11 protein-coding genes are annotated in these 12,429 nt (G+C 56.4%); 2 read left to right on the forward strand and 9 right to left on the reverse strand.

Features of this window, described 5'->3' with window-relative positions; translation table 11 throughout:
- The first annotated feature begins 228 nt into the window (after window positions 1-228).
- Window positions 229-1,656, forward strand: coding sequence for a hypothetical protein (locus tag HBN54_RS20610; protein ID WP_168675126.1), 1,428 nt, complete (start codon window positions 229-231; stop codon window positions 1,654-1,656).
- A 406-nt stretch (window positions 1,657-2,062) separates the two neighbouring features.
- Here HBN54_RS20610 and HBN54_RS20615 read toward each other — a convergent pair whose 3' ends face one another.
- The gene (locus HBN54_RS20615) at window positions 2,063-2,359 is read right to left on the reverse strand and encodes a DNA-binding protein (RefSeq protein ID WP_168675127.1); all 297 of its coding nucleotides are present in this window, start codon (window positions 2,357-2,359) and stop codon (window positions 2,063-2,065) included.
- A gap of 256 nt (window positions 2,360-2,615) precedes the next feature.
- On the opposite strand from HBN54_RS20615, the gene HBN54_RS23715 reads away from it, so the two are divergent.
- Window positions 2,616-2,810, forward strand: coding sequence for an HTH domain-containing protein (locus tag HBN54_RS23715; RefSeq protein ID WP_168675128.1), 195 nt, complete (start codon window positions 2,616-2,618; stop codon window positions 2,808-2,810).
- Window positions 2,811-2,895: 85 nt separating this feature from the next.
- On the opposite strand, the gene HBN54_RS20625 is transcribed toward HBN54_RS23715, so the two are convergent.
- The 8 genes from HBN54_RS20625 to HBN54_RS20660 all read right to left on the reverse strand — a co-directional run bounded on the left by HBN54_RS20625 (window position 2,896) and on the right by HBN54_RS20660 (window position 11,088).
- A complete protein-coding gene (locus HBN54_RS20625; RefSeq protein WP_168675129.1) occupies window positions 2,896-3,213 on the reverse strand; it encodes a nucleoside triphosphate pyrophosphohydrolase in 318 nt (105 codons plus the stop codon).
- 3 nt (window positions 3,214-3,216) lie between these two features.
- Entirely contained in the window at window positions 3,217-4,380 is a 1,164-nt protein-coding gene (locus HBN54_RS20630; protein ID WP_168675130.1) for an HNH endonuclease domain-containing protein, read from the reverse strand.
- 9 nt (window positions 4,381-4,389) lie between these two features.
- On the reverse strand, window positions 4,390-5,334 hold the full coding sequence (locus HBN54_RS20635) for a phospholipase D-like domain-containing protein (RefSeq protein ID WP_168675131.1): 945 nt from the start codon (window positions 5,332-5,334) through the stop codon (window positions 4,390-4,392).
- Window positions 5,335-5,524: 190 nt separating this feature from the next.
- Window positions 5,525-6,436 (reverse strand): toxin-antitoxin system YwqK family antitoxin, encoded by a 912-nt coding sequence (locus tag HBN54_RS20640; protein WP_168675132.1) that lies wholly within the window; start codon window positions 6,434-6,436, stop codon window positions 5,525-5,527.
- Between the two features lie 114 nt (window positions 6,437-6,550).
- Window positions 6,551-7,411, reverse strand: coding sequence for a DNA/RNA non-specific endonuclease (locus HBN54_RS20645; protein WP_235955636.1), 861 nt, complete (start codon window positions 7,409-7,411; stop codon window positions 6,551-6,553).
- A 244-nt stretch (window positions 7,412-7,655) separates the two neighbouring features.
- The gene (locus HBN54_RS20650; RefSeq protein ID WP_235955637.1) at window positions 7,656-8,009 is read right to left on the reverse strand and encodes a helix-turn-helix domain-containing protein; all 354 of its coding nucleotides are present in this window, start codon (window positions 8,007-8,009) and stop codon (window positions 7,656-7,658) included.
- A gap of 80 nt (window positions 8,010-8,089) precedes the next feature.
- Window positions 8,090-10,642 (reverse strand): relaxase/mobilization nuclease domain-containing protein, encoded by a 2,553-nt coding sequence (locus HBN54_RS20655; protein ID WP_168675133.1) that lies wholly within the window; start codon window positions 10,640-10,642, stop codon window positions 8,090-8,092.
- The gene (locus HBN54_RS20660; protein ID WP_168675134.1) at window positions 10,639-11,088 is read right to left on the reverse strand and encodes a hypothetical protein; all 450 of its coding nucleotides are present in this window, start codon (window positions 11,086-11,088) and stop codon (window positions 10,639-10,641) included. The genes HBN54_RS20655 and HBN54_RS20660 overlap by 4 nt, the downstream gene beginning before the upstream one ends.
- Window positions 11,089-12,429 lie beyond the last annotated feature (1,341 nt).

Here is a 12,429-nt window from a genome sequence, read left to right on the forward strand (position 1 = left end):
GGCACTCAACGAGCCCGGCGCTCATTTGGAGTTGGTTCAAGCGTAATGCTTTTCAAAAAAGTCAGCTCTGGCCGGTCGTTTATAAAATGACTTTTCCTCAACCGGTACGATGCACCACTATAACCAAGGACATGGAGTAGATGAAACGTGTACATACCTTTAGACCCCAAATGCCGGTTTTTAGATACTCAGTCTAGAATTCATAACTCACAAGGGCGTTTAACACAAATGAAACAACCCTCTACCCTGCTTGCTGGAATCAGTCTTTTCGCATTCTCTGCCTTCTTTATTTCAGCATGCTCCACCACCCCTGAAAAGGCTGCCACCGTCGGTGCCGCAGATGGCAAAGTTTACTATCCGCAAATGAGCGATAGCATAGCCATGACGGCCATCTTCAAGTCCAGATTGATAGACACGACTTACTTAGGGGCTGGGCCTCAGGCAGGGCAGATTGATGAGGTGACGGCACATTGGGGATGGCGAGCAGCAAACCTGGATAGCCTAAAGGAGCGGTATCCAAAAGCTATTCTCGACCAAAAGATTACAGGGCCTATTCCTGTTTACTATACCATCGGAAACGTTCGTGAAACGGAGAAGAAATTCGATGTTACATACACAGCCGCGTTGCCTGATTCACCGCAGTTTCGTGGTGACCTTGATGACAACAAGGGAGCCGCCCAATTCTTAAAAAACGAAAAGGGGTGGTATTTGGCGGGTAATGTTTACAACACGTTGGCAGCCGAACAACGCAAAGACGTAATACGGATAAAGAAGGCTCTTGAAGCACCCTCTGGCCCCCAAGGCACCGGTTTATTTAACGGAGTCGGGGACACAAAAGAGTTCATCGGCAAAGTCGGCAATCTAGAAGCACGGTATAAGCTGACCATGGAGGACGAATTAGTAGTCAAAGGCTCATACTACTATACAAACCGGCCCGGCAAAGTATACACCCTACAGGGGAAGCTGCTGCTTGATGGAACAGACTTGACTTTAACGGAATATACCGGCGACGACGACACAGCTGAATGCTCGCTTAAGCTTACGGGTAATTGCTACACGGGGGTAATGCATAACAAGGACGCCGCCGCTCGTTCATTTAAAATGACTATTTGTGCCCAAGCATCGCAGCTTCACACAACCAGTGGAAAAGCAGCGGAAGCAACAGAACGTGAGCAGAGCAACACTACTACTGCCCTGACCAACGAAGAAGCCCACCGGGCGCTTTCTGCGGAGCTTTGCGACTGTGAGCGGGCTGACCATCAAGCAAGGATGGAATCACTGCGCTTTCTTGATACTCCGGCTGGTATTGCATCCCTTCGTGATACGCACGATGCCATTGACCTTGCTTTAGGAGCTTCATCTCCAAATAAGCTGAGGCCTGCGGCAGACCAAACTACCACTCGTAAAGATGACTTAGGTATGCGTGAGTCAACTACAGGGCGCAGCTCGGGCACAGGGCCAAACCGTGCCATCGCAGCATGTAAAGAGCGGGCTAAAAGCAAGCCTGTTTACCACGCTGTCAGGTTTGACGCATATGATGAGCCTAATGCGCTATCAAAATCAAATGGGAAAATTGAGGGCAATTTTTATAATAATGTTGTCGAACCATTTGTCAAGGCTCAGGTCAGGGCTGGAAAGCTTAAGGTTGGCCTGTAGTTAAAAAAAGGTTGTTCAATCATTTGCTGAAGTAAGAGGTCAAGCGTTTATATAAGGAGTGCAGGTTCTGCACTTCAGCGGCTTTAGCTAAGTAGCGGGCAAAACCACGTATTACTTCGCTCAGTATAACTGTTCAGGCCACGGGCATCATCCAGGAAAAGCGCCGATTTAAGTTAACGTACCAGTAGCTTGCCGACCACCTGAACCAGCACCACCTCACCACACTACCTGGCTGCCAGTGGACGCCCAGTGCTGCGCAATGGCTGAATGTTAATTGAGACACGTGAACCAGTCATCAATATGCTATACCACCGAGACGAAAATTGATTTTTGCCAGTATATCATGCTCTTACTCGAGATAAGGCTCCGGCTCCCGTGTACACGCCCGGAAGCCTCCGGCACTCTTTCAGCCCATTTTATAGGTCCGGTCGTAGCGATGCTGGTAGCGGTTTAGCTCCGAGTTGTAAAAGCCCCATTCCTTTTCGTTGATGCGCACCCCTTTCACCCGGCCGGCCCGCCGCGCTTTGCGGATGCCCTCCGGGGTCATGCCCAGGTGCGCGGCGGCCCGCCGCACATTCAGGATTTCATCCGGGGGCAGCGCCGCTTTATCTTTGGACCGCTCCTGCTCGGCTGTTTCCAGACGTGCCAGTCGTTCAAGTACCTCTTTCCATTCGGATTCGGGAATCAACAAAAAAGCTTGCATGGCATCTGCGCGTAGGGGTTGAACATCTACCGCGCCGGCCCTGGTCAGCAATCGGGACCGGCTACCCACTAAGTTAATCAGGGATAAATGCCTAGTTTACCGGCTGAATTATTCCCCATTTCCCTTTTGCCATGACCACGGAGCAACTGGAAAGCCTGTTGGCGCAAGGCGAAGGCATCAGCATCGAGTTCAAGCAGGCCCGGCAGCCAGTGAGGCCGCCCTGGCCGGAGCCCGGCAACGGCTGCTCCCCCTGGCGGTGGCCGCGGGGGTAGCGGAGCGGCTGCGGCTGGAAGTAGACCAGCTGGCGGCCACGGGCCCATCGACCACGGCGGCGCTGGCCCGGCAGCTGGGTGTGACCGAGCGCACGGTCAGGCGGGACTTTGAACTCTTACGCCAGGCCGGAATCATTGAGGCGGCGGCGGTGGCGGCCCACTATCAACTACTGGGTTAGAAGGATAAAGAACCAGCCCGTGTCCGGGCCACGGACATGCGTGTCCGCGGCCCGGACACGGGCGTTCGCCGGTTGGCCGGGGGCGCTACTCCCCTACCCACTCCAGCTGCCGGCGGCTTTCGAAACCGCCCCGGGTCTGGCGGCGCTGCTGCTGCACCGCGTGCACTTGGGCCTGCGTAAACCCGTACGTGGTGAGTAGCGCCTCCACTACTTCCAGCACGTCGGCCAGCTCGGTGAGTAGCTCCTCGGACATAGCGGCCTGCACTTCAAGTGCCTCTTCAACCAGCTTGGCCCGCAAGGCGACGAGGAATACTGGCTTGGTGAGCACCGTAGTGCGGCACTGGCGGCCAGATTCAGCAATGATGACGGGAATGCGGTCGCGTACGAGCTTGGGGTATGGCATGAGTTAGAAACGCTGGACGAAGCGGGCGGCGGCCACGTCGTCGATGAACCGCACGGCGCGGCTGGCCAGCATGGCGGCGAAGGTATGGTCGGTGCGCAGGCCGGCGAAGCGCAGGGCCGCATCCTCACGCACCGCTTTCTGTAGCGCAGCCGATTGATGGTAGGTGCGGTAAGCGGCGGCCAGCAATGGCTCGGCGGCGGCCAGACGCTTGGTGTCGGGCACTTTGTCGCGCTTGATGTGCTGATTGAAGTCGCGGTCCACAGGTAGCAGATTCCAGAGCTCGTTGACGGGGTACACGGCCAGGGGCAGCAGGTGGTCCAGGTCGTAGTGCTGCGGCTGGGTGAGGTGCTTCCGCGTCCAGGGGCATATGAAGTGGTGGTCTTCGTGCAGCAGAATATCGACCTGGTTGCGCTCCCAGGAAAGCGGCCGGCGGTTGTCGGGGCGGGCGGTGAGCAGGGTGTAAACCGCGCCGCGGCCGGCCGGGCCAGCATCTTGGGTGACGCCTTCAGTGAAGAGGCACCACTCGTGCAGGCAGAGGGCTTCGACGTAGAGCGAGAGCCGATGGAAAGCTTCCCACAGGCTGGCCGGTACCACGAGGCAGGTATCCTGGGGCTGGGTACCGGGCAGGGGCAGCACGGTGGGCGGCAACTGGTCGTAGCGGGCGGGCGCATCAAACACCGACCAGTGGCCCGGGCCGGCGTACTTGATGGGCATCTGAATGGCCTTAGCGGTGGCGGCCACGGTTTGCCGGTAGGCCTGCTGCAGCGCGGGCGGGTAGGTGGCCCGCCGGCGGGGCGTGCGCATCTCCGTGAGCAGAAAGAAGCCATCGGCGGGCTGGGGCGGGAGCTGCACCAGCTGCTGCCACGCGGCGCGCAGGCTGGTGAGGGCCGGGCGAAAGGCGATGTCGTTGCGGGTGGCTTCGGCACGGATAGCGCGAGCACCCTGGTAGATGGGGTGCTGCGCGTCGGCAAAGGGCCAGTAGTAAGCCACCCACAGCTCGGCCAGGCGGTTCAACGGCACGGCGACGGGCTGGCCCTGACGGGCTACGTCAGGATACATCAGCACCACGTCGTTGATGGCCCGCAGCAAGGCAATCTTGTAGCTGGTGGTCTTGTTGTCGTGCTTGAGGATGGTAGCAATAGCTTGCTCACCGGGTATGACGGACATTGGCATTGATTAATTGCGGTAGTCGGCCTTGAATGACTGCGTGGCCAGCAGGAAGTGGGCCACCTCGGAGAGCAGCGCTTTTTTCTCGCCGTGGGAGAGTTCGTCGAACCCAGTGGCTGACATCCTGGACCTGCGGACGGCCTGCACCTGGTCGTAGTGTCCTTTGGTGCCCTTCTTAATCATGTAATCATAGGCCCCCAGCTTGAAATGAGTAGCCGACTTCCTGGCAAAGCGGTCGACCTCGCTACCTGATACAACCCCGCGCAATAGCAACTGACTGGTGGCACCCTGGGCGTTGTCCAGCAGCATTGAGAAGGTGTTGCCCACCGCCCGGATGGTCATAAAGGTATGGTCCCCCTCGATATTGCACCTGCGGTCAACCTGAGCCGACAAGTAGTCGGCCAGGACCTGGCCAAAAGGCTGCTGCTGGAACCTAATTTCCTCGTCGGACAGCGACTTGGCCGGTGCCTTTATTTCTGGTGTCACCGGCTTTGGCTCCGCAGCAGCCGGTTTGACTGGCGCGGGAGGCCCCCCGATTTCATGCGGGGTGATGAAGTTCTCGATAAACAAGCGTAATTCCTCAATCTCGGCCGGCGTTTCGAGTTGCCCCCCAATCTCGATGGAATTGCCGATGGAACTGCTCAGTAGGTTGAGGGAGGCAATGATGCCGGTGGACTCGTTGAAGTAGAGCTTGGCGTGCAGGTTGGGAATCAGGCGGGGCGTAATGCCCATATCAAGCACTTGCTGCCTGCTGACCTTGCTGTCGGTGTTGGAATCTTCCCGGATGTAGAAGTCAATTTTCACGCCCTTTTGCCGGGCCGCTACAATGGCGGCAGATACCTGCTTGGTGTAGGCCAGGTTCACGTAGGGGGAAACCAACACCAGCTCCTTCTTAGCCGTCAGAATGACGTTCATCAGCTTGCTCTGAATGTCGTGCGACTGAATGATTTTCATATTGACAGAGGCGACGCGGGGTGCCAGCGTCGAAGGAGGATTGACTCGGGGTTATGGAAGGTCAAACCAGGGTGGGGCAAGGCGAGCTACCTGACTGAGAAACCGCCGATGAAAGTAAAATCAGCTGCACCGGTATCATGAGCGGGGATAGCAGTCGATGGTAAGGATACCCTGAAAGGATATGCCCCGCCTATTTGCACTCCTGAACGATGGCCGTGACCGAAAGCGTGGCGATGGCGGCGGTGAAGGAGTTGTCGTTCTTGACGCAGAAGAACACCTGGCGGGTACCGGGTGGAACGGTCAGGGGACGAATCTCGTGCTGGGTGCTGGAGGTCTGGTAGAGGAAACTCCCGGAAGTGGGTGTTTGGCCGTCGGTCTGCTGGAAGCGGCTGGCCACCTCCACGTCGGTGGTGATGAAGTAGTGACACTGCGTGCTGATGGTGGGGTCCTGCTGATGACGGGCATCCGTGCGCATGGCCTGCAGGCTCAGCTGAGCCAACGTAAGGCCGGAAACCATGGAGCCAAGGGCCAGGCTGGCCGCGCTATTCCAACTCATCGGGGGCTGGCCCTCGTCGCGGATATCGAAGCGATACAGCACGCTCGTAGTGCCGGAGGGCAGTACCGCCTGAAAAACGTGCTGCATTTCCCGGCCGTGGGATGAGGAATGAATCTGTGACTGCTCGCTGGGCAAAGCTTCCACCAGGCGGCTGGAACACTTGACGGGAGTACCATCGGGCCGCCACTGCTGGTAGTCGCCCAGGGCCTGACCGCGGGAATAGGTGCCCCGGGCCTTGAGCTTGCCGCTTTCGTACCAGAAGCTACACAGGCCGCTGGCCAACTCGGGTTCTTCGCTGACCAGCTTGCCTTCCCATTGCTTTTTCCAGGAAGGCAAGTAATAGTCGCGCACGGTGCCGGTGGGCAGGCCATCAGCTCCGTAGCGGATGAGCCGGACATACTTGCGGTCGTCAGGGATTTCGGTGCGGGCCCAGTCCTGGTCAAAGTAGATGGTATCGGCGGGAACGACTGGTTTGAGAGTCTTTTTGGTTTGGGCAAGGGTCGCGAGGGGAAGGAGACTCAGGGCGACCAGCAGGTAGCGGTGCATGCAAATAAGGCGGTAGAAGTAGCGGTATCGGAATCCGGTCGCAAAGAACGCGGGTTAAGCCCTGCTTTCCAGCAGTCTGAAAACCGGAATGGGTATCGGAATCCGGCAGTGGAATCAGCTAGTGGGACCGTTGTCCACGCGGGCCTCCACCACCTGCTGCACGGCGGATGGGACCGCGGAAAGAATGTCCAGGCCGGTGGCGGTTTCAATGGCATCGACGCTGGTCCGGTAGGTTCCCCACGTGGTGCTGATGCTGTTGTCGTTGGGCGTGTCGATGGCAATGACGCGGGTGGCCGCAGTAACGCGGGTAGCATCATCGGTGCCGACAGGTAGGATGACGACGACTTTCCAGCAGCGGGCGGGGACGGTGACGCGGCCCTGGTCGAGGGTGGTGGCGTAGCCGTTGGTGCCGGTGCCTCCCCGGCCGTAGCTGCCGCAGATGATGTACACCTCGTTGCCGGTGCTCAGAAAGGTGCGGCAGTAGTCCTCCAGGTTAGCCCACGTCTGCTGGTTGTTGCGCGGAGCCTGGGGCATCATGTTGGTCGTCAGAAACGTGGCCGAGTTATCGGCCACCGTGCTGGTACGGTCGGCGCTGGGGCAGTTGTGGCCCCGGTCGAAGCCCGAACCGGTGTAGCTCGTGGCCAGCACCTGGTACCAGCCGGTGGGCAGGGCATTGTCGGGCCGGAAGTCGTCCTGGCGGGCGGCGCTGCCGCGCCAGTCGGTGCTTAGGTGCCAGCTCACCCAATTGGGGATGCCCCGGTCGCGGTGGTAGCTCAGCGCGTACTGGGACTTACTGAGCAGGTAGTTCGTGGGTTGAGTTGCGTCTGCGGTGGCACCGCTGGGATTACCTAGGGTGAGATGCTCCGGTAGGGGCTGGGCGGGCGTTACGGGACCCATCGGCGACGTAGGCGCGCTTGGAGACATGGCTTCCTTCTGACAGCCGACCAGCATCAGGCAAACAGCCAGCGCGGGCATGCGAAGAAAAGGCAGGATTTTTTTGCATCGGGGAGCAGCGAGTAGATGGTAAAGGTCAGGAATCTACGCTTATTCAATAGCTTGAAGAGCTGCAAGGCATGGTTTTTTTCCTGCTTATTTTCTATCCGCTGCTGTTCCAGGAGTCAATAAGTCACTGCCATATAAAAACAGTATGCCGTCATTACTTGCTTCGAAGATGGATTCCCAACAAAATCCCGTCTATTCATCGGCTAGCCATGCACGCTCAGCCCAACCTGTCGGACCGGTTATAGCGATTCAGGTAGCGGTGTAACTCGGAGGTGTAAAAGCCCCACTCCTTCTCATTGATGCGTACCCCTTTAACTCGTCCGGCACGTCGGGCCCTGCGCAGCCCCGCCGGGGTCACCTTTAAAAGGGCTGCTGCCTGCCGCACATTCAACACCTCGTCAGTTGGAGGCGAATCCTTTTCCTGCGCTTTCTGCTGCACCGCTTCCTCTAAACGCTCCAGACGACTCACGATTTGTTTCCATTCTGACTCGGGAATCAACAGGAATGCTACCATATCATTAGAAGGCAATTGCCGGACACCCACAACCGTGGTTTTGAACTTGGGAATCATAGTGGAAACGTCAGTCTGATGCCACAGGAATTCCGATGCTAAACATATAACCATCACAAGGTCCTCAGCAGTATGCGCACCTAGTCAATCTCATAATCATCAACAGATAGGGATGCGGGTGCCGGTGGAACTATCGCCTTGTCCATTTTGGGCGTTGATTCAGCAACGGCTTGGCGCACCTCTTCGCGTACAACTGCACCGTAGGATGACTCCTGCACTTGCAGCGAGGTAGTTGCGGCCCACCTATCCAGCATTGCGTTCAGCACCGGAAAGTCTGGATGCTGCGTCTTATAACCCATGTCCAGCTCTATTGTGCCATCCGGGTTCGACCGCTTCACGTTTAGCCACCCACCGTTCTCCTCCAGCTTGCGGGTAATGGTTTCTACTTGGTCTTTGTGAATCGCCGGCACCACGAGCACAGCCAACCCATACTCCCCTGTCCGCACGGGCCACTCCGCCTCGGGCTGGTCGAATCCTTTGCTCTGTTCCCGAACCAGCACGCCTGGGGCCGCCTGGGCTTGCCGCAGCGCCTGATTCACGGATTCCAGCTTAGCCCCATCCCATTCGTAGCGGTACTCCAGTACCACCTTACCGACTCCCGCCGCCCCGGCTTCCGCACGGACCTGTGCCCCGGCGGACTCCAGGACGCGTTGGAAATGGCCAGCCCGCTCGGCAGCCGACCCGTCCGGGCCGGAGTTCACCACCAGGTGCCCCCGCTGTAATTCCTGTTTCCGTGTAGTCATCGCAGCCTCTAGCTGTGCTTCCAAGGGCTTGCCATCGGGGTGCAACTCCGTCAGCCTGAACTGCCGGCCACTGGCCTTTTCTTGCACCCACCTCGTACCATCGGGTTGCACCACGCCGCGATAGCCTTGCGCTGGTATTTGCTCGTCCAGCTCAGACAGAGAAGTGAAACTGCGGAGAGCCAGCCGGTACTTGAACATGCCTTCTGCTACGAACCGGGCATTTTCCTGCGCCTGAATTTCTTCATTCACCTGGTTGCGCAGACCTGTCGCTTTCTGCCCACCCGGCTGCACCAGCGCTAGGTCCAGCATCTCACCGCTTATGGTGTGCTGCAGCTTCGGCATCTGGCCTTGGATTTCAAGAATGTCGAAACCCAGCTGATGTACCTGCTCCTTATAATCCGCCCAGGTTCGCCAATTTCCCCGTCCTTCCTGCAAAGGATGCAGTAGCGCCTTCTTCCCATCGTCCTCTAATTGCTGGCGTAGGTCTGAGCGCTTTTCGTTTTCGGCTGCCAGTTCCTTCAACACCTCGCGTCCGGCCGCTGTGCCCTGGGCCTGTTCCTGGTAAGCTGTCAGCTGAGTGGTTGCCTCGACCAGCGTACCATACCTGATTTCAGCGACGAGCCCATAATCCCCCCGGGAATCTGCCTGTTTCTCATCGTCGCTGAGTTTAGATACCTGTTGCTGCTGCGCCCAGATGAGTTCGCGTAGCTCCTGGGCCTCGCGTAGCTCAGCTTCGCGCTGTTCGGATGCCCGCTGCTTCGCCTGGTCAGTCAACGTCTGGCTCAGTGCCGCAGCCGCGTACTGGGGACCCAGCGCTGCCCCGCTCAGCTCCCGGCCGGGGAATGCTGCCGCCATAAAGCTGATTTCCTGCAGCTGGCCATCCGCCTGCCAGCTGGGCCGGGCGGTTACACCTTCGGTTGCAAGACCCGTTTGCAGTTCTTTTATGTTCACTGCTCCCGGTAACTGTTTACTCAGGGCAGCCAGCAACACCTCCCGGAATTGGGCTTCCATCCGGGCTTCCAGTTGCTGAATCCGTTGTATCTCGTGCGTTGCTTTCCGTTGTTGAGCGTCCCTTTCTTCCTGTGCTGCACGCTCCTGTTGCTGCGCCTTTAGGTTCCCGGCCTGCTCTTCCAGGGTCTTTCGCAGCTGCCCGCCGCGATATGGTGCCCCTGTTTCAGTCCCTGTCATGTGCAGCCCGGGGTAAGCGTCAGCTGTAAAGACGACCCCTCTCAACTTGCCTTCCTGAAAGGTGGGCTGTAGTCTGACGCCATCCTTCGCCAGCGCCTCCTGAAGCTCCGCAACGGTAGTAACTGCTGGCAGGTGCTTTTCCAGTGCTTCCACCAGTAGCGCTTTCAGGTGCAGCCTGTCCAGTTTTTCCGCGGGCTTTCCATCCTTTTTCGCTTGCTCCAGTTCGTTAGCTACCCCAATTTTGGCTGCGTCTATAAACCCCATTTCAGCTTCTACCTTCCGGCACGCCACCGCGCTCTCCACCTGGCTGAGATTGTTGGGCACTACTTCTCCATTATTTGTGACCCGGTTTAGCAGCAAATGGCAGTGTGGGTGCTCTTCGTCAAAGTGCCGGGCCAGTACCCATTGCGTCTCCTTCGGGTCGATACCGCGCTTTTCCATGTAGAGCATGGCGGCTTGCGTCATCACCTCGTTCGTTAGCTTTTCGGTCTCACAGGGCAGCCAGGCCAGCGAAACGTGCTCCACGGCCATGGTTACATCCGGGCGGGTACTGCGTTGGAATTCAAAGTCCGCTGCCATTTCTCCGGCGCTGCTCACGCGCACGCCGTTGGCAGCAAGCACCTCTGCTTTCTTTCCGGCCTGCTGCAACACATACTCACTAAGTCTGCGGAAGAAGTCTTCGTAGTACAGTTTCCCAATCATGACTCGTCTTCTTTTTGTTCTATTTGAACTGGCACCAGAATGGCCAGCAACCGCCGCATTTCAACGTACAGCTCATCCATCTTCTGCCGCTCGCTAGGTGACAAATCTTCCCGTTCGGACTGCTGCTTGTAGTAATTGGTTGAGTTGACGAGGTGTCGGTACTCGACCCGTTCTTCCGGCGTCCACACCCGGCTCAGCACAGCTTGCATTTTCAGTTCCAGCGCGCCGGCCCGTACAATGGCCGTAGGTGTGACGCCCCCCAGCGAGGCCTTCGTCGTAATACTTTCCCATTCGCTTTGAGTGAAGCGGATACTGAAATTCTTGCTGTGGACAAGCTCTTCCGGCTTCTTGGGCGCCTCGTCCGGCGCATCCTTGTCACGCTTGTAAACCGCCTTGCTGAGGCGCTTGCGACCGCCCTTTTTGTCTTCGGGATTAGGTGTGTCCATGGCTGGCAGGAAATCTATGTGGTGAAAATCAGTTTTATAATCAAATAATGATTAAATATTATAATTAGAGTTTTGTGCTACAGAACACAACATCGCCTTTTCCCCACTGCCTTACGTGTAATAATGGATGACGGGCCAATAGAAAATGACTGCCTGCTTCCTTGCTTAGGGTTTGATGACACTTAGGTTACACTTAAGTCAGGAGTTGGATGGGACTTGGAATGGTTCGGTTTTCAGACCCAGCCCACCCTTCGAAGCAGATTCCATCTCTCCTCCGAACGTTGCCCGGGGCTTGTCGATGCACCTGATTCCGGTAGCACACTCCGCGCCGCCTCCTCAATTTCGAACAACGTCCGCAGCATCATCACCTGTCTCAATCGCGTACTTTTTCCCTCTATCAATGCACGGCATCCTTGTACGTACTGCTCAATCCAGACCAGTTTTGCTTCCAGCAAGCCTTGTGTATCACCTTGCCCTGGCATGACCCCGGCACGACTTTTCTTCCGCTCAGCCGATAGTACATTACGACATACCGAACCACAAGTCTTGGTGTCCGCCCTCTTCCCTTCCAATGAATTTCCGCAAACCTGGCACACCCTGCTCATCTGCTCAAATCTTTTAAAAGTACAGTCAGTCAAAAACCCTGCAACACTGGCAAGATAGGGTAGTCAGGTCTTCGATTCCTATTTATTGCAGAAAGAATTCAGTCGATTTCCAGTTGCTCGCCCATCCAAGGATTGTCATGACGGCACCTTGGGTTGAACTGCACCGGGCCATAGCATCAAATAAGCCTTCTAAGCCATCCATTCCCATCTGGAGCAGTGTGTCCCCATTATCGAACAGTTCGTTGACTACAGGCCGGTTTCTGACAAGATTACCGGTATTAGAATTCATTTATCTCCGACGTGAACATTATATCTGAACGAATACCTCACCTGAGATACCTGTACAGTATACACCATTGTCTTTTTCAATTGAGGTCCCTCATTCTGATGCCCCCCCTTGCAGAAGCGCGCATCAGTTAATATTACTATTGTTATCTGTGTTACTTATATTATTGATGTTGTTAAAACTTGTATAGCCTGCTACGGCCACAAAATTCTTTTTACTCTGGGTACGGCCATCGCCATCCAGCAGAAGATGTAGACATGCACTCTTCCACTGGCGCTACCAGCAAAGTCAATAACAGGAACTAAAAATAAAACTGATATTATCATTGTTACTCCAAACACCAATGTTAACTGTATTACTATAGACACCATTGTTATTAGTAATATCTATGTTACTTATATTACCAGCATGATTTATATTACTAATAATATTTATGTTACTTATATTACC

This window comes from Hymenobacter artigasi (assembly GCF_012275535.1).
GTDB lineage: Bacteria > Bacteroidota > Bacteroidia > Cytophagales > Hymenobacteraceae > Hymenobacter > Hymenobacter artigasi.

Bases quoted from the DNA above. Each gene is read 5' to 3' on its own strand.
- HBN54_RS20610 (WP_168675126.1), top strand. From the start codon at position 229: ATGAAACAACCCTCTACCCTGCTTGCTGGAATCAGTCTTTTCGCATTC.
- HBN54_RS20615 (WP_168675127.1), bottom strand. From the start codon at position 2,359: ATGCAAGCTTTTTTGTTGATTCCCGAATCCGAATGGAAAGAGGTACTT.
- HBN54_RS20625 (WP_168675129.1), bottom strand. From the start codon at position 3,213: ATGCCATACCCCAAGCTCGTACGCGACCGCATTCCCGTCATCATTGCT.
- HBN54_RS20630 (WP_168675130.1), bottom strand. From the start codon at position 4,380: ATGTCCGTCATACCCGGTGAGCAAGCTATTGCTACCATCCTCAAGCAC.
- HBN54_RS20635 (WP_168675131.1), bottom strand. From the start codon at position 5,334: ATGAAAATCATTCAGTCGCACGACATTCAGAGCAAGCTGATGAACGTC.
- HBN54_RS20640 (WP_168675132.1), bottom strand. From the start codon at position 6,436: ATGCACCGCTACCTGCTGGTCGCCCTGAGTCTCCTTCCCCTCGCGACC.
- HBN54_RS20645 (WP_235955636.1), bottom strand. From the start codon at position 7,411: ATGCCCGCGCTGGCTGTTTGCCTGATGCTGGTCGGCTGTCAGAAGGAA.
- HBN54_RS20650 (WP_235955637.1), bottom strand. From the start codon at position 8,009: ATGATTCCCAAGTTCAAAACCACGGTTGTGGGTGTCCGGCAATTGCCT.
- HBN54_RS20655 (WP_168675133.1), bottom strand. From the start codon at position 10,642: ATGATTGGGAAACTGTACTACGAAGACTTCTTCCGCAGACTTAGTGAG.
- HBN54_RS20660 (WP_168675134.1), bottom strand. From the start codon at position 11,088: ATGGACACACCTAATCCCGAAGACAAAAAGGGCGGTCGCAAGCGCCTC.